Source organism: Pseudomonas sp. LjRoot277, assembly GCF_964253845.1.
Lineage (GTDB): Bacteria > Pseudomonadota > Gammaproteobacteria > Pseudomonadales > Pseudomonadaceae > Aquipseudomonas.
In genome coordinates, this window is record NZ_CAXURI020000001.1 from 5,675,333 (window position 1) to 5,690,592 (window position 15,260).

18 protein-coding genes are annotated in these 15,260 nt (G+C 58.1%); 1 reads left to right on the forward strand and 17 read right to left on the reverse strand.

What is annotated here, in order from left to right:
- Positions 1-8 precede the first annotated feature (8 nt).
- The 12 genes from rlmN to trmJ all read right to left on the reverse strand — a co-directional run bounded on the left by rlmN (position 9) and on the right by trmJ (position 9,011).
- On the reverse strand, positions 9-1,157 hold the full coding sequence (rlmN, locus tag ACSQ87_RS26435) for a 23S rRNA (adenine(2503)-C(2))-methyltransferase RlmN (protein ID WP_059403385.1): 1,149 nt from the start codon (positions 1,155-1,157) through the stop codon (positions 9-11).
- A 28-nt stretch (positions 1,158-1,185) separates the two neighbouring features.
- Positions 1,186-1,611 carry a nucleoside-diphosphate kinase gene (gene ndk / locus ACSQ87_RS26440; RefSeq protein WP_007916882.1) on the reverse strand — a complete coding sequence of 142 codons (426 nt, stop codon included), beginning with the start codon at positions 1,609-1,611 and terminating at the stop codon, positions 1,186-1,188.
- Between the two features lie 92 nt (positions 1,612-1,703).
- Entirely contained in the window at positions 1,704-1,904 is a 201-nt protein-coding gene (gene iscX / locus ACSQ87_RS26445) for a Fe-S cluster assembly protein IscX (protein ID WP_007941386.1), read from the reverse strand.
- A gap of 14 nt (positions 1,905-1,918) precedes the next feature.
- A complete protein-coding gene (fdx, locus tag ACSQ87_RS26450; RefSeq protein ID WP_046046032.1) occupies positions 1,919-2,260 on the reverse strand; it encodes an ISC system 2Fe-2S type ferredoxin in 342 nt (113 codons plus the stop codon).
- Positions 2,261-2,262: 2 nt separating this feature from the next.
- A complete protein-coding gene (gene hscA / locus ACSQ87_RS26455; protein WP_223432729.1) occupies positions 2,263-4,125 on the reverse strand; it encodes a Fe-S protein assembly chaperone HscA in 1,863 nt (620 codons plus the stop codon).
- A gap of 51 nt (positions 4,126-4,176) precedes the next feature.
- Positions 4,177-4,698, reverse strand: coding sequence for a co-chaperone HscB (gene hscB, locus ACSQ87_RS26460; RefSeq protein ID WP_436274724.1), 522 nt, complete (start codon positions 4,696-4,698; stop codon positions 4,177-4,179).
- Between the two features lie 8 nt (positions 4,699-4,706).
- Entirely contained in the window at positions 4,707-5,030 is a 324-nt protein-coding gene (gene iscA / locus ACSQ87_RS26465; RefSeq protein ID WP_436274725.1) for an iron-sulfur cluster assembly protein IscA, read from the reverse strand.
- A 34-nt stretch (positions 5,031-5,064) separates the two neighbouring features.
- Positions 5,065-5,451 (reverse strand): Fe-S cluster assembly scaffold IscU, encoded by a 387-nt coding sequence (gene iscU / locus ACSQ87_RS26470; protein ID WP_003443374.1) that lies wholly within the window; start codon positions 5,449-5,451, stop codon positions 5,065-5,067.
- Positions 5,452-5,535: 84 nt separating this feature from the next.
- Positions 5,536-6,750: an IscS subfamily cysteine desulfurase gene (locus tag ACSQ87_RS26475; protein ID WP_074873944.1), complete on the reverse strand. Its 1,215-nt coding sequence runs from the start codon at positions 6,748-6,750 to the stop codon at positions 5,536-5,538.
- A gap of 50 nt (positions 6,751-6,800) precedes the next feature.
- Positions 6,801-7,292: a Fe-S cluster assembly transcriptional regulator IscR gene (gene iscR / locus ACSQ87_RS26480; RefSeq protein ID WP_007903581.1), complete on the reverse strand. Its 492-nt coding sequence runs from the start codon at positions 7,290-7,292 to the stop codon at positions 6,801-6,803.
- A 169-nt stretch (positions 7,293-7,461) separates the two neighbouring features.
- On the reverse strand, positions 7,462-8,238 hold the full coding sequence (gene cysE / locus ACSQ87_RS26485) for a serine O-acetyltransferase (RefSeq protein ID WP_150659136.1): 777 nt from the start codon (positions 8,236-8,238) through the stop codon (positions 7,462-7,464).
- A 2-nt stretch (positions 8,239-8,240) separates the two neighbouring features.
- The gene (gene trmJ, locus ACSQ87_RS26490) at positions 8,241-9,011 is read right to left on the reverse strand and encodes a tRNA (cytosine(32)/uridine(32)-2'-O)-methyltransferase TrmJ (protein WP_046046028.1); all 771 of its coding nucleotides are present in this window, start codon (positions 9,009-9,011) and stop codon (positions 8,241-8,243) included.
- 145 nt (positions 9,012-9,156) lie between these two features.
- Here trmJ and suhB point away from each other — a divergent pair, with 145 nt between their 5' ends.
- Positions 9,157-9,972: a type III secretion system regulator SuhB gene (gene suhB / locus ACSQ87_RS26495; protein WP_033061458.1), complete on the forward strand. Its 816-nt coding sequence runs from the start codon at positions 9,157-9,159 to the stop codon at positions 9,970-9,972.
- Positions 9,973-10,224: 252 nt separating this feature from the next.
- Here the strand turns inward: suhB and ACSQ87_RS26500 are convergent, their stop codons facing one another.
- The 5 genes from ACSQ87_RS26500 to tgt form a co-directional block, all read right to left on the reverse strand.
- Positions 10,225-10,776 carry a glycine zipper 2TM domain-containing protein gene (locus tag ACSQ87_RS26500; protein WP_111450285.1) on the reverse strand — a complete coding sequence of 184 codons (552 nt, stop codon included), beginning with the start codon at positions 10,774-10,776 and terminating at the stop codon, positions 10,225-10,227.
- 120 nt (positions 10,777-10,896) lie between these two features.
- A complete protein-coding gene (gene secF, locus ACSQ87_RS26505; protein ID WP_223432726.1) occupies positions 10,897-11,811 on the reverse strand; it encodes a protein translocase subunit SecF in 915 nt (304 codons plus the stop codon).
- Positions 11,812-11,820: 9 nt separating this feature from the next.
- A complete protein-coding gene (secD, locus tag ACSQ87_RS26510; RefSeq protein WP_223432725.1) occupies positions 11,821-13,689 on the reverse strand; it encodes a protein translocase subunit SecD in 1,869 nt (622 codons plus the stop codon).
- Between the two features lie 63 nt (positions 13,690-13,752).
- Complete coding sequence (gene yajC / locus ACSQ87_RS26515) at positions 13,753-14,088, reverse strand: preprotein translocase subunit YajC (protein WP_008147715.1); 336 nt, start codon at positions 14,086-14,088, stop codon at positions 13,753-13,755.
- Positions 14,089-14,131: 43 nt separating this feature from the next.
- Positions 14,132-15,247: a tRNA guanosine(34) transglycosylase Tgt gene (gene tgt, locus ACSQ87_RS26520; protein ID WP_161990833.1), complete on the reverse strand. Its 1,116-nt coding sequence runs from the start codon at positions 15,245-15,247 to the stop codon at positions 14,132-14,134.
- Positions 15,248-15,260: the final 13 nt, after the last annotated feature.

Consider the following 15,260-nt stretch of genomic DNA (forward strand, 5'->3'; position numbering starts at 1 on the left):
ATCCTCTCTTAATTATTGTTCGCAGCGTTCTGTGCGATATCGTTTTCGGCGCTTAACTCGCGCACGGCGATATAACGTTCGCTGCGACGGGTGCGATCCAGCACCTGTCCTACCAATTGGCCACACGCGGCATCGATGTCTTCACCGCGGGTGGTGCGTACGGTGACATTGAAGCCGGCATGGTGAAGCTGATCCTGGAAACGACGAATCGCGTTGTTGCTCGGGCGCTCGTAACCGGAATGCGGGAACGGGTTGAACGGAATCAGGTTGATCTTGCACGGGATGTTCTTGAGCAACTCGATCATTTCGACCGCGTGTTCGACCTTGTCGTTGATGTCCTTGAGCAAGGTGTACTCAATGGTCAGCACGCGCTTCTCGCCCAGGGACGACATGTAGCGCTGGCACGACTCGAGCAGCATCTTAAGCGGATACTTCTTGTTGATCGGCACCAATTGGTTACGCAATGCGTCGTTCGGTGCGTGCAGGGACAACGCCAGGGAGACGTCGATGTGCTTGGACAGCTCATCGATCATCGGCACCACACCCGATGTAGACAGGGTTACGCGGCGCTTGGAGATCCCGTAGCCCAGGTCATCCATCATCAGATGCATGGCAGCCACGACGTTGTCGAAGTTCAGCAGCGGCTCACCCATGCCCATCATCACCACGTTGGTGATGGCACGGTCGGCAGTCGCCGGGATGCTGCCGAACGATTTATTGGCAATCCACACCTGGCCGATGACTTCGGCGGCAGTGAGGTTGCTGTTGAATCCTTGCTTGCCGGTGGAGCAGAAACTGCAATCCAGGGCACAGCCTGCCTGGGACGAAACGCACAAAGTGCCGCGTTTGCCCTGGGGAATGTACACGGTCTCGACACAGCTGCCGGACGCCACGCGCACCACCCACTTACGGGTGCCGTCGGTGGAGATGTCCTCGCTGACAACTTCAGGACCGCGAACCTCGGCAATAGCCTTGAGCTTGTCGCGCAAGGCCTTGCTGACGTTCGTCATGGCGTCGAAATCATCGACGCCAAGGTGGTGAATCCATTTCATTACCTGACCGGCACGGAAACGCTTCTCCCCGATTGAGTCGAAGAATTTTTCCATTTCCAGCTGAGTCAGACCCAGCAGGTTGGTTTTTACAGTCGATGTAGTCATGGATTCACCTTCACTCTTAAGCCAATGCTTAGCGAGTGGTTACTTCAGTAGCTGCGAAGAAGTACGAGATTTCGCGAGCAGCAGCGGCTTCGGAGTCCGAACCGTGTACAGCGTTGGCGTCGATCGAATCAGCGAAATCAGCGCGGATGGTACCGGCAGCAGCTTCTTTAGGGTTGGTAGCGCCCATCAGTTCACGGTTCAGAGCGATAGCGTTTTCGCCTTCCAGAACCTGAACGACAACCGGACCGGAGATCATGAAAGCAACCAGGTCGCCGAAGAAACCACGAGCGCTGTGCTCAGCGTAGAAGCCTTCAGCTTCAGCTTTGGACAGTTGCTTCAGTTTCGAAGCTACAACGCGCAGGCCAGCTTTTTCGAAACGAGTGGTGATCTCGCCGATAACGTTTTTTGCAACAGCGTCAGGCTTGATGATGGAGAAAGTACGTTGAACAGCCATGGTGTAACTCCAGAAACGGTAATTTGCGAAAAATTAAACCCGCGAATTATACGCGGGTTCTTTAGTATTGCCTAACTGCGTACGGCGCAGACTCAGTCTGCTTCTTCGATCCAGGCGGCCTGAATGGCTTCAAGCACCTTCTCGCCACCGCGGGTCGGATCATCACTGAACTCCGGCAATGCCAGCACCCATTGGTGCAGATCGACGAAGTTCACGTAACGCGGGTCCACATCCGGCTTGGATTCAGCCAGCTGGATCGCGATTTCCAGCACATCAACCCATTTCAGACTCATTTCAGTTCCTTGAATCAGTGCGCCGCTTCGGCTGCATGGTTGAGCGAGTATTTCGGAATTTCAACAGTCAGGTCTTCATTCCCGACAATCGCCTGACAGCCTAGACGCGATTGCGCCTCCAGACCCCAGGCACGATCAAGAAAGTCTTCTTCCAGCTCATCCGCTTCTTCCAGCGAGTCGAAACCTTCGCGGATGATGCAGTGGCAGGTGGTGCAGGCGCAAACGCCGCCACAGGCGCTTTCCATCTCGATATGGTGTTCGTGGGCCAGCTCGAGAATGGATGTGCCAGGCTCAGCTTCTACAACCATACCTTCCGGGCAGAACTTCTCGTGTGGCAGAAAAATGACCTGCGGCATCGTTATTCCTCAATCTCATTCAGGTTGCGCCCCGCCAGCGCGGCTTTCACCGTCGAGTCCAGGCGGCGGGCAGCAAAGGCGTCGGTCACTTGCGACAGACGCTTGGTCTGCTGCTCGATGGCATAACCATCAGTACCTTTCATCAGTTCGGTCAGTTCCTGCATCTGCAATTCGATGACCATGCGCTCTTCGGCGTCGAGCAAGCGCTCGCCATCGACATCGAGGGCGCCCTGCACCGCTTCGATCAGGCGCTGGGCATCGACCTGCTGTTCACGCAACACCCGAGCGACCTTGTCGTCGTTGGCGTGCTGGAACGAGTCCTTGAGCATCTTGGCAATTTCGCCATCCGTCAGACCGTAGGACGGCTTGACCTGGATGCTGGCCTCAATGCCCGAGCCCAGCTCGCGAGCAGAAACACTGAGCAGACCGTCGGCATCGACCTGGAAGGTCACGCGAATCTTCGCCGCACCGGCCACCATCGCCGGAATGCCGCGCAATTCGAAGCGTGCCAGGGAGCGGCAGTCGCTGATCAGCTCGCGCTCACCCTGCAATACGTGGATCGCCATGGCCGACTGGCCATCTTTATAAGTCGTGAAGTCCTGAGCGCGGGCGACAGGGATGGTGGTGTTGCGAGGAATCACCTTCTCCATCAGCCCGCCCATGGTTTCCAGCCCAAGGGACAACGGAATCACGTCAAGCAACAGCAGTTCATCGCCATCGCGCTTGTTGCCGGCCAGGGTATCGGCCTGGATCGCGGCACCAATGGCCACCACTTGATCCGGATCGATTTCGGTCAACGGCTCGCGGCCGAAGGCTTCAGCGACGGCTTCGCGGACGCGAGGCACACGGGTCGAACCGCCGACCATGACCACGGCATGCACTTCTTCCAGCTCGATGCCGGAATCACGCACAGCGCGGCGACAGGCTTTCAAGCTGCGGGCAACCATTGGCTCGATCAGCGCATTGAAGGCTTCACGGGTCAGCCCGGCTTTCCAGTCGCCATAAGCGACTTCAACGGTCGAGGTATTGGTCAGGGCTTCTTTGGCCGCACAAGCGGTTTGCAGCAGATGGCGTTGCGCACCCGGATCGAGGTCGGCGGACAGACCGGCGCTCTCGATGATCCAGCCAGCGATTGCGTGGTCGAAGTCATCGCCGCCCAGCGCGCTGTCGCCGCCGGTAGCCAAAACTTCAAACACACCGCCGGTCAGGCGCAGAATCGAAATATCAAAGGTGCCGCCACCCAGGTCATAAATAGCGACCAGGCCTTCAGCGTGCTGATCCAGACCGTAAGCTACAGCGGCGGCGGTCGGCTCATTGAGCAGACGCAGCACGTTCAGACCGGCCAGCTTGGCCGCATCCTTGGTAGCTTGACGCTGAGCATCGTCGAAATAGGCCGGAACGGTGATCACCGCACCCACAAGTTCGCCACCCAACGTCGCTTCGGCGCGCTGACGCAGCACTTTCAGGATATCGGCGGAAACTTCGACCGGGCTTTTCGGCCCCTGAATGGTGTCGATGAACGGCATGTGCGATTCGCCGCCGACAAAGCGGTACGGCAGTTGATCGCCCAATTGCTTGACGTCGGACAGACCACGACCCATCAAGCGCTTGACCGATAGCACAGTGTTCAAAGGATCGGTGGCGGCAGCCAGCTTGGCCGACTCGCCGACTTCGACGCGATCGGCGTGGTAGCGCACGGCAGACGGCAGGATGACCTGCCCGTCAGCGTCAGCCAGAGGTTCGGAAAGACCACTGCGCAATGCAGCGACCAGCGAATTGGTAGTGCCCAAGTCGATCCCCACAGCCAGACGGCGCTGGTGCGGTTGAGGACTTTGGCCGGGTTCGGCGATCTGCAGTAGGGCCATCGTTATCAGGACTTATCTGTATATCAGGCGTGCGACCGGAGCGGCACTGGGTTAATCGTCGAGGCGCTCTTCTAACTGGCGCACTTCGTAGGTGAGCTTGTCGAGAAACTGCATGCGCCGCATCAGGCGTTCGGCCTGTTCACGTTGCGCTGCATCATCCCAACAGGCTGCGAAGCTTTCGTTCAGTTCATCTTGCGCAGTCTTCAGGCGACGCTTGAACACTGCAACACCCGCCAGGTCGGCGCTGTCTTGCAGGTCTTCGAGCTCTTCACGCAGCTCCATCTGCTGCAGAAGAAACTCCGGATCATGCACCGTGACCTCCAGCGGCAGCTCGCAACCGCCCATGGCGAGCAAATAACGCGCGCGCTTTGGGGGACTTTTGAGCGTCTGGTAGGCCTCGTTGAGGCTCGCGGATTGCTCTAGCGCCAGCCGCTGCTCGCGCTCGGAAGCGTCTGCAAAGCGGTCCGGATGAACACCGCGCGCCAACTCACGGTAGCGCGTGGCCAACTGATCGAGATCCAGACGGAAGCTCGGTTTCAGCTCAAATAAAGCGAAATGACAAGGAGTACCCACGCGCAGCCTCAGATGTTGAAGCTTTCGCCGCAGCCACATTCACCGCGCACGTTGGGGTTGTTGAACTTGAAGCCTTCGTTCAACCCTTCCTTGACGAAGTCGAGTTCGGTGCCGTCCAGGTAGGCCAGGCTTTTCAGGTCGATGATCACTTTCTCGCCGTGACTTTCGAACACCTGATCCTCTGCAACCACCTCGTCGACAAACTCCAGCACGTAGGCAAGGCCGGAACAGCCTGTGGTGCGAACACCCAGACGAATCCCTTCACCTTTGCCGCGCCCGTTGAGGGAGCGTCGCACGTGTTGAGCAGCCGCTTCTGTCATGCTGATAGCCATCGGTGACTCCTTACTCGTCGCCAAAACTTGAAAGTCAGATCAAGCCTTTCTTCTGCTTGTAGTCGCGAACGGCCGCTTTGATAGCGTCTTCAGCAAGTACGGAGCAGTGAATTTTTACTGGCGGCAGAGCCAGTTCTTCAGCCAGCTGAGTGTTTTTGATGGTCTCTGCTTCATCCAGAGTCTTGCCTTTCATCCACTCGGTCGCCAGGGAGCTGGAGGCGATAGCCGAACCGCAACCGTAGGTCTTGAACTTGGCGTCTTCGATGATGCCTTGCTCGTTGACCTTGATCTGCAGACGCATCACGTCGCCGCACGCCGGGGCGCCGACCATGCCGGTGCCGACATCAGGGTCTTCCGCGTCCATCTTGCCGACGTTGCGCGGGTTCTCGTAGTGGTCGATGACCTTTTCGCTGTAAGCCATGATTCTTAATCCTCACTCATCAGAGAGTCGCTCTTAAGCCCTGAAAACCTGCGTCTTACAGGGCCGGGTTGCGGCGACTTGAAATCAGTGTGCCGCCCACTCGATTTTCGAAATGTCGACACCGTCTTTGTACATGTCCCACAGCGGCGACAGAGTGCGCAGCTTGGTAACGGCCTCGCAGACTTTCTGCGCGGCGTAGTCGATTTCTTCTTCGGTGGTGAAACGGCCGAAGGTGAAGCGAATCGAGCTGTGTGCCAGTTCGTCGTTGCGGCCCAGGGCGCGCAGTACGTACGAAGGCTCAAGGGAAGCCGAGGTGCAGGCCGAACCGGACGAAACCGCCAGATCCTTGAGCGCCATGATCAGAGACTCGCCTTCAACGTAGTTGAAGCTCAGGTTCAGGTTGTGCGGAACGCGGGCGGTCATGCTGCCGTTGATGTACAGCTCTTCCAGGCCTTCGACCTGCTTGAAGAAACGGTCGCTCAAGGCCTTGATGCGGATGTTCTCGGCAACCATGTCTTCCTTGGCTACGCGGAAGGCTTCGCCCATGCCGACGATCTGGTGGGTCGCCAGAGTGCCGGAACGCATACCACGTTCGTGACCGCCGCCGTGCATGGTCGCTTCGATGCGAACACGCGGCTTGCGGCTCACGTACAGTGCGCCGATGCCTTTAGGGCCGTAGGTTTTATGGGCAGAGAACGACATCATGTCGACTTTCAGCTTCGACAGGTCGATATCGACCTTGCCGGTGGACTGAGCAGCGTCGACGTGGAACAGGATGCCCTTGGAGCGGGTCAGTTCGCCGATGGCTGCGATGTCGTTGATGGTGCCGATTTCGTTGTTCACGTGCATGACCGAAACCAGGATGGTGTCGTCGCGCAGGGCAGCTTCGATCATCTCTGGAGTGACCAGACCATCAGTGCGAGGCTCGATGTAAGTGACTTCGAAGCCTTCACGCTCCAGTTGGCGCATGGTGTCGAGGACAGCCTTGTGCTCAATCTTGGTGGTGATCAGGTGTTTGCCTTTGGTGGCATAGAAATGCGCCGCACCCTTGATTGCCAGGTTGTCGGACTCGGTGGCACCGGAGGTCCAGACGATTTCACGCGGGTCGGCGTTGACCAGGTCAGCGACCTGACGACGAGCGTTTTCGACGGACTCTTCAGCTTTCCAGCCGAACACGTGGGAACGGGACGCCGGGTTACCGAAGTTTCCGTCAACCAGCAGGCACTCACTCATCTTTTGCGCTACACGCGGATCAACCGGGGTGGTCGCAGAGTAATCAAGGTAAATCGGCAATTTCATGGACTATCTCCTAAATCAGGCTGGCTGGCGTGCCGCTAGCTCTTTGGCTGTCATTCGACGGCGGACGCTTCGATCTTGTCCAGGCGTGGCGCTTTGCTGTTGCAACGGCGCTGATCCTGACGCTGGGCTACTTCTTGTACCTCACGGCGAGTGACAAGGTCAGCCAAGCTGATACCGCTGAGAAACTCGTGAATCTGCAGGCTCAGATCGCACCACAAGTGGTGGGTCAGACAGGTGTCGCCTTGATGGCAATCACCTTGGCCCTGGCATTTGGTGGCATCGACCGATTCGTTCACCGCATCGATCACCTGGGCGACCTGGATACCCTGCATGTCGCGCGACAGCTGATAGCCGCCGCCTGGACCACGGACGCTGGACACCAGATTGCTGCGGCGCAATTTGGCGAAGAGCTGTTCGAGGTAGGACAGGGAGATGCCTTGGCGCTCGGAGATATCGGCCAGGGACACCGGCCCGTGCTGCGCGTGCAACGCCAGGTCAAGCATGGCAGTCACGGCGTATCGGCCTTTTGTAGTCAGTCGCATGGACAATTACCACGGAGTTCGGAATGGGGCGAGTATGCAATTCCCGAGTATTTAAGTCAACTATAAGACCTAGTACTTTAGTCAGGATTACCCGCAAAAGAGCGGGCGCATCATAGCAAAGGCTGGCCGCGAACAGCCAGCAATTGCTTGCGAAGGGGTCAGCCCGGAGTTAGCTCGCCTTGCTTTCATCCTTGTCCTTGACACAGGCGAAGTCTTCTTCGCGCAACTCAGGTAGATCCTTGGCGCAGTAGTTACTGCCCAGATCTTTCAACGCACCGCACATACCTTCCAGACGGCCGTCGACGGCCTGCAGGTGATCGAGCAACTGATTGATGGCACGCGCCACCGGGTCCGGCATGTCTTCGCCAACACCGTAGGCATCGAAACCGATCTTCTCGGCCATGGCCTTGCGCTTGGCGTCCTGCTCTTCATCGGGCTTGACGATGATCCGACCCGGAATGCCGACCACCGTCGCACCCGCCGGAACCGCCTTGGTGACCACGGCATTGGAACCGACCTTGGCTCCGGCGCCGACCGTAAACGGACCCAGTACTTTGGCCCCCGCCCCGACCACCACGCCATCTTCAAGCGTCGGGTGACGCTTGCCCTTGTTCCAACTAGTGCCACCCAGGGTCACACCCTGATAAAGGGTGACGTCATTGCCGATCTCAGCGGTTTCACCGATGACGATGCCCATGCCATGGTCAATAAAGAAGCGACGACCGACCTTGGCACCCGGATGAATTTCGATCCCGGTCAACCAGCGACCGAAGTTTGACACCAGCCGCGCCAGCCACTTCCAGCCCATACCCCACAGGACCGACGACAGACGGTGGATCCAGATGGCGTGCATGCCCGGGTAGCACGTCAGAACTTCAAAGGCGTTGCGCGCTGCCGGATCACGATGGAAAACACTCTGGATATCTTCACGCAAACGCTCGAACATTTTTAATCCTTCCGCTTAAGAAGCTCGCCACGGGCCGCTTTCTGGGTTTCCGTGAGGATGCCACGCAATATATTCATTTCCGCCCGGCTGACCGAGCTGCGTCCGTACAACCGGCGCAGGCGCGCCATCAAGTGCCGTGGTTTTTCCGGATCGAGGAATTCAATGGCCACCAGAGTTTGCTCCAGGTGTTCATAGAATCGCTCCAGCTCATCCATGGTCGCCAGCTCACCACTTTTGGTGGACGCCACTTCATCCTTCTCGACCTTGCTCGGCTGACCCTGGGCCGCGAGCCAGGACATACGCACTTCATAGCTCAAAACCTGCACCGCCGCCCCAAGGTTCAGCGAGCTGAACTCAGGGTCTGATGGGATGTGCACGTGATAATGACATCGCTGCAGCTCTTCATTGGTCAGGCCGGAATCTTCACGACCAAAGACCAAGGCGATTTCAGCACCCTGCGTTGCCTCCTCGACCACTTTTACACCGCATTCGCGGGGATCGAGCAACGGCCAGGGAATGCGACGGTCACGGGCGCTGGTGCCGAGCACCAGATTGCAGCCAACCAAGGCATCTTCCAAGGTGGCGACGACTTGCGCGTTTTCAAGGATGTCACCGGCACCGGAAGCACGAGCATCGGCTTCGTGATGCGGGAACAACCGCGGTTCGACCAGCACCAGCCGCGACAGGCCCATGTTCTTCATGGCACGCGCAGCCCCGCCGATATTCCCGGGATGGCTGGTATTGACCAGGACGACACGAATGTTTTGCAGCAAGGGAGGCGCTCTCGAACACTTTAATGGGAGCAGAATCTTACAGCTCAACCTACCGTTAAGCTATGAAAGCGAACACCAACCTTCACCTGTAGAAAAGTTCTGATAGAATGCCCGGCTTTCTTTAACAACCTTAGGTGACACATCCATGCAGCCCATGCTGAATATCGCGCTGCGCGCCGCCCGCAGCGCCAGTGAATTGATCTTCCGCTCCATCGAGCGCCTGGATACCATCAAGGTCGACGAAAAAGACGCCAAGGATTACGTATCCGAGGTGGATCGCGCCGCCGAACAGAAAATCATCGACGCGCTGCGCAAGGCCTACCCTACCCACGGCATTCTCGGCGAAGAAACCGGCATGCACCCGGGTAGCGGCGAAGGCGAAGACTACCTGTGGATCATCGACCCACTGGACGGCACCACCAACTTCCTGCGCGGCATTCCTCACTTCGCTGTCAGCATCGCCTGCAAATACCGCGGTCGCCTGGAACACGCTGTTGTTCTGGACCCGGTTCGCCAGGAAGAATTCACCGCCAGCCGTGGTCGCGGCGCTCAACTGAACGGTCGTCGTCTGCGCGTCAGCGGCCGCACCAGCCTGGACGGCGCCCTGCTGGGTACCGGCTTCCCGTTCCGCGATGACCAGATGGACAACCTCGACAACTACCTGGGCATGTTCCGCGCCCTGGTTGGCCAAACTGCCGGCATCCGCCGTGCTGGCTCGGCGAGCCTGGACCTGGCTTACGTAGCGGCCGGCCGTTTCGACGCGTTCTGGGAGTCGGGCCTGTCCGAGTGGGACATGGCTGCTGGCGCCCTGCTGATCCAGGAAGCAGGCGGCCTGGTGAGCGACTTCACCGGCGGTCACGACTTCCTTGAGAAAGGCCACGTCGTTGCCGGCAATACCAAATGCTTCAAAGCAGTACTGACGGCCATCCAGCCGCACCTGCCGGCCTCGCTGAAACGCTAAGCGAGCAGCCACAAAAAAAGCACCCTTCGGGGTGCTTTTTTTATGCCCGAAATTTGTGCCTCACCACCAACCCAATGTGGGAGCGGGCTTGCTCGCGAACGCGGTCTAACATTCAGCATTTACAGTGAATGACACACCGCTTTCGCGAGCAAGCCCGCTCCCACATTGGGTTTTGGGTGTTTCCGAGACCGGATTTCAGGCACAAAAAAAGCACCCCGAAGGGTGCTTTTTTTAAATCTCAAACCTGAGTATTTAGCGATTCTCTTCGTTCTGCCCCAGGATCAGCTTGCCTTCCTTATCGACCGGAATCTGGTTGCCCGGATCGCGATCCATCCGCACTTTGCCTTCCTTGCCGTCCAGCGAATAACGGACGTCATAACCTACGACCTTGTCACTGATGTCATTCACGGTATTACACCGCGTCTGAGTCGTGGTGTAGGTGTCGCGCTCCTGCATGCCTTCCTGAACCTTATTACCGGCGTAACCACCACCGACAGCGCCTGCGACCGTAGCAATTTTCTTGCCGGTGCCGCCGCCGATCTGATTACCCAGCAGACCACCCGCCAACGCACCGACCACGGTACCGGCGATCTGATGCTGATCTTTCACCGGCGCTTGCCGGGTTACTGCAACATCCTTGCATACTTCACGTGGCGTCTTGATTTGTGTCTTGACCGGTTCAACGGCCAGAACTTGCGCATACTCAGGGCTGCTTTTTTTGACAAGGCTGTAGGTGGCAACAGCACCTCCGGCCGTCACACCAACAGCACCCAATACTGCACCAACCAGCATCGACTTGTTCACATGAACCTCCTGACCATCACATGCGGGACATGCCCGCGCTTCTCCTAGCCTTGGAGCATAAAAAAAGGCGCGAGTTCAACACTCGCGCCTTTTCGGCCGACAGCTGGAAAACGATAGCCGTTATGGGCGGTCGTCGACTTCCTTATCGGTAGCCACACTAGGAATCAGATCCTCAGTGCTCAGGTTCAGCCAGATCAGCACGACGTTGGCGATGTAGATCGACGAGTAAGTACCCGCCAACACACCGATAAACAGCGCGATGGAGAAGCCGAACAGGTTGTCGCCACCAAAGAACAACAGGGCCGCGATCGCCAGCAAAGTGGAGATCGACGTTGCCATGGTCCGCAGCAGGGTCTGGGTAGTCGAGATGTTGATGTTCTCGATCAAGGACGCCTTGCGCAGCACACGGAAGTTCTCACGAACCCGGTCGAATACCACGATGGTGTCGTTGAGCGAGTAACCAATGATCGCCAGTACCGCCGCCAACACCGTCAGGTCGAAGGTGATCTGGAAGAACGACAGGATACCGATGGTCACGATCACGTCGTGGATCAGCGAAACAATGGCACCAACCGCAAACTTCCACTGAAAGCGGAAAGCCAGGTAGATCAGAATGCCGCCCAGCGCCATCAGCATGCCGAGGCCGCCCTGGTCGCGCAGCTCTTCACCCACCTGCGGGCCGACGAACTCGACGCGCTTGACCGTCGCCGGGTTGTCGCCGCCGACTTTCAGCAGCGCTTCTGCCACTTGATGACCCAGCTGCGGGTCTTCACCCGGCATGCGCACCAGCAAATCGGTAGTCGCACCGAAGCTCTGCACGATTGCCTCGTGATAACCCGAAGTGGCCAGTTGCTCACGCACCTTGGTGACATCGGCCGGACGCTCGTAGGTCAGCTCAATGAGCGTACCGCCGGTGAAGTCCAGCCCCCAGTTCATGCCCTTGGTGGCAACACTGAACAATGCCAGTGCGGTAAGGAACAATGTGACGCCGAACGCAAAGTTGCGAACGCCCATGAAGTTGATTGTACGTAACATGGCAGCCCCTTAAATCCACAACTTCTTGAAGTCACGACCGCCGAAGATCAGGTTGACCATCGCGCGGGTCACCATGATGGCCGTGAACATCGAGGTAAAGATCCCGAGGGACATGGTCACTGCGAAACCTTTGACCGGGCCGGTGCCCATCGCAAAGAGAATCCCGCCGACCAACAAGGTTGTCAGGTTGGCGTCGAGAATCGCGGTGAATGCCCGGCCGAAGCCTTCGTTGATTGCCCGTTGTACGGTCATGCCTGCCGCGATCTCTTCACGTATCCGCGAGAAGATCAGAACGTTGGCGTCGACGGCCATACCCATGGTCAATACGATACCGGCGATACCCGGCAGGGTCAGCGTTGCCCCCAGCAGCGACATCAAGGCCAGCAGCAGCACCATGTTCACCGCCAGCGCGACGGTGGCGATGATGCCGAAGAAGCGGTAGATGGCCATGATGAACAGCGAGACAAACAGCATGCCCCACAGCGATGCATCGATACCCTTGACGATGTTGTCGGCACCCAGGCTCGGGCCAATGGTGCGCTCTTCAGCGAAGTACATCGGTGCAGCCAGACCACCGGCACGCAGCAGCAGCGCCAGTTCGGACGACTCGCCCTGGCCGTTCAGGCCAGTGATGCGGAACTGAGCACCCAGCGGCGACTGGATGGTCGCCAGGCTGATGATCTTTTTCTCTTCCTTGAACGTCTGGACCGGCACGTCTTTCTCGACGCCGTTAACCACTTGCTTGACGTAAGTGGTAACCGGACGTTGCTCGATAAAGATCACTGCCATGCTGCGACCGACGTTGCTGCGAGTCGCACGACTCATCAGCTCGCCACCGTGGCCATCCAGACGGATGTTCACTTCTGGCGTGCCGTGCTCGCCGAAGCCAGCCTTGGCGTCCGTCACCTGGTCGCCAGTGATGATCAAGCCACGCTCGATCTGTGCTGGCGGACGATTGCCTTCACGGAACTCGAAGGTTTCGGAAGTGGCTTTCGAAGCACCTGGCTCAGCGGCCAGACGGAACTCAAGGTTGGCCGTCTTGCCGAGGATACGCTTGGCTTCGGCAGTGTCCTGCACGCCCGGCAGCTCAACCACGATGCGGTTGGCGCCCTGACGCTGAACGATTGGCTCGGCAACACCCAGCTCGTTGACGCGGTTACGTACCGTGGTCAAGTTCTGCTTGATGGAGTATTCACGGATTTCCGCCAGCTTGGCCGGGGTCATCGCCAGACGCAGTACCGGTTGGCCATTGAGGTCGGCCGGAACAATGTCGAAATCGTTGAAGCTCTTGCGGATCAGCGTACGGGCTTGTTCGCGGGTTGCTTCATCAGTGAAGCCCAGCTGAATGGCACCGTTGAGTTGCGGCAGGCTGCGATAGCGCAGTTTCTCTTTACGCAACAGGCTCTTGACGTCGCCTTCGTAGACTTTCAGGCGCGCATCGAGCGCTTTGTCCATGTCCACTTCCAGCAGGAAGTGCACACCACCGGACAAGTCCAGACCCAGCTTCATCGGGTGCGCGGCCAGGCTGCGCAGCCATTGCGGGGTGGTTTGTGCCAGGTTCAGTGCAACGACGTAGTCATCACCCAATGCCTTGCGCACGACGTCCTTGGCAGGTAGCTGATCTTCAGCCTTGGTCAGACGAATCAGACCGCCCTTGCCGTTTGCTGCCAGGGTGGCAGCCTTGACGTTGATCCCGGATTCCTTGAGCGCTGCGCTCACACGATCCAGATCAGCCTGATTGACTTGCAGCGCAGTGCTTGCACCGCTGACCTGAATGGCCGGGTCATCAGGATATAGATTGGGAGCGGAATAAATCAGACCGACCGCCAGCACCGCCAGGATCAGAATGTATTTCCACAGAGGGTATTTGTTCAGCATCACGCCGCCCGCTTATGACGCGGGGCGCCTTGCGCGCCCCGTCGATTGAGTAGAAGTTGGAACTTAGATCGCTTTCAGCGTGCCTTTTGGCAGCGTGGCGGCGATGGCGCCTTTCTGGAACTTCATTTCGATGGTGTCGGAAACTTCCAGAACAACGAAGTCGTCTGCCACTTTAGTGATCTTGCCGGCGATACCACCGGTGGTCACAACTTCGTCGCCTTTCTGCAGGCTGCTCAGCAGGTTTTTCTGCTCTTTGGCGCGCTTGGCCTGTGGACGCCAGATCATCAGGTAGAAGATGACCAGGAAACCGACCAGGAAAATCCACTCAAAGCCGCCGCCCATTGGGCCTGCAGCAGGTGCAGCAGCGTCAGCCATGGCATTAGAGATAAAAAAGCTCATTTAGCACTCCAGTTGCAAATGTTGAATCTTGGGGTCAGAAAACTCAGTCCAAAGGCGGAACAGGAAGCCCGCGTTTGGCGTAGAAGGCATCGACAAAGGCGGCCAATGTACCCTGTTGAATAGCCTCGCGCAAACCAGCCATAAGCACCTGGTAATGGCGCAAATTGTGGATGGTATTCAACATGCTACCCAGCATTTCGCCGCACTTGTCCAGATGGTGCAGATAAGCGCGGGAGAAGTTCTGGCAGGTGTAGCAATCGCAGGTCGGATCCAGCGGCGAATCATCATGGCGATGGAACGCGTTACGGATCTTCAGCACGCCTGTATCAATGAACAGATGCCCATTGCGGGCATTACGGGTTGGCATCACGCAATCGAACATGTCCACACCGCGGCGCACACCCTCAACCAGATCTTCCGGTTTGCCAACGCCCATAAGGTAACGAGGTTTGTCAGCCGGCATCTGACCCGGCAGGTAGTCGAGCACCTTGATCATCTCGTGTTTCGGCTCGCCCACCGACAGACCGCCGATGGCCAGGCCATCGAAGCCGATATTGTCGAGACCTTCCAGGGAGCGCATACGCAGATCCTGGTGCATACCACCCTGAACAATGCCGAACAGCGCCGCCGTGTTATCGCCATGGGCCTCTTTCGAACGCTTGGCCCAACGCAACGACAGCTCCATCGATACCCGCGCGACGTCTTCATCGGCTGGGTACGGGGTGCATTCGTCAAATATCATCACGATGTCCGAGCCCAGATCGCGCTGGACCTGCATGGACTCTTCCGGGCCCATGAACACTTTGGCGCCGTCGACCGGAGAAGCGAAGGTCACGCCCTCCTCCTTGATCTTGCGCATCGCGCCCAGGCTGAACACCTGGAAACCGCCGGAGTCGGTCAGAATCGGGCCTTTCCACTGCATGAAATCGTGCAGATCGCCGTGCTTCTTGATCACTTCGGTGCCAGGACGCAGCCACAAGTGGAAGGTGTTGCCCAGAATGATTTCCGCGCCCGTGGCGGTGATATCCCGCGGCAACATGCCCTTGACCGTGCCATACGTGCCCACCGGCATGAACGCCGGGGTCTCGACGGTACCGCGCGGGAAGGTCAAACGACCGCGACGAGCCTTGCCATCGGTGGCAAGAAGCTCAAAAGACATGCGACTGGTGCGA

Excerpts from the sequence above, each read along its gene's own strand:
- iscR (WP_007903581.1), bottom strand. The coding sequence starts at position 7,292 with ATGCGACTGACTACAAAAGGCCGATACGCCGTGACTGCCATGCTTGAC.
- fdx (WP_046046032.1), bottom strand. The coding sequence starts at position 2,260 with ATGCCGCAGGTCATTTTTCTGCCACACGAGAAGTTCTGCCCGGAAGGT.
- hscA (WP_223432729.1), bottom strand. The coding sequence starts at position 4,125 with ATGGCCCTACTGCAGATCGCCGAACCCGGCCAAAGTCCTCAACCGCAC.
- secF (WP_223432726.1), bottom strand. The coding sequence starts at position 11,811 with ATGTTACGTACAATCAACTTCATGGGCGTTCGCAACTTTGCGTTCGGC.
- tgt (WP_161990833.1), bottom strand. The coding sequence starts at position 15,247 with ATGTCTTTTGAGCTTCTTGCCACCGATGGCAAGGCTCGTCGCGGTCGT.
- secD (WP_223432725.1), bottom strand. The coding sequence starts at position 13,689 with ATGCTGAACAAATACCCTCTGTGGAAATACATTCTGATCCTGGCGGTG.
- suhB (WP_033061458.1), top strand. The coding sequence starts at position 9,157 with ATGCAGCCCATGCTGAATATCGCGCTGCGCGCCGCCCGCAGCGCCAGT.
- yajC (WP_008147715.1), bottom strand. The coding sequence starts at position 14,088 with ATGAGCTTTTTTATCTCTAATGCCATGGCTGACGCTGCTGCACCTGCT.
- iscA (WP_436274725.1), bottom strand. The coding sequence starts at position 5,030 with ATGGCTATCAGCATGACAGAAGCGGCTGCTCAACACGTGCGACGCTCC.
- cysE (WP_150659136.1), bottom strand. The coding sequence starts at position 8,238 with ATGTTCGAGCGTTTGCGTGAAGATATCCAGAGTGTTTTCCATCGTGAT.
- iscX (WP_007941386.1), bottom strand. The coding sequence starts at position 1,904 with ATGAGTCTGAAATGGGTTGATGTGCTGGAAATCGCGATCCAGCTGGCT.
- iscU (WP_003443374.1), bottom strand. The coding sequence starts at position 5,451 with ATGGCTTACAGCGAAAAGGTCATCGACCACTACGAGAACCCGCGCAAC.
- rlmN (WP_059403385.1), bottom strand. The coding sequence starts at position 1,157 with ATGACTACATCGACTGTAAAAACCAACCTGCTGGGTCTGACTCAGCTG.
- ndk (WP_007916882.1), bottom strand. The coding sequence starts at position 1,611 with ATGGCTGTTCAACGTACTTTCTCCATCATCAAGCCTGACGCTGTTGCA.
- ACSQ87_RS26475 (WP_074873944.1), bottom strand. The coding sequence starts at position 6,750 with ATGAAATTGCCGATTTACCTTGATTACTCTGCGACCACCCCGGTTGAT.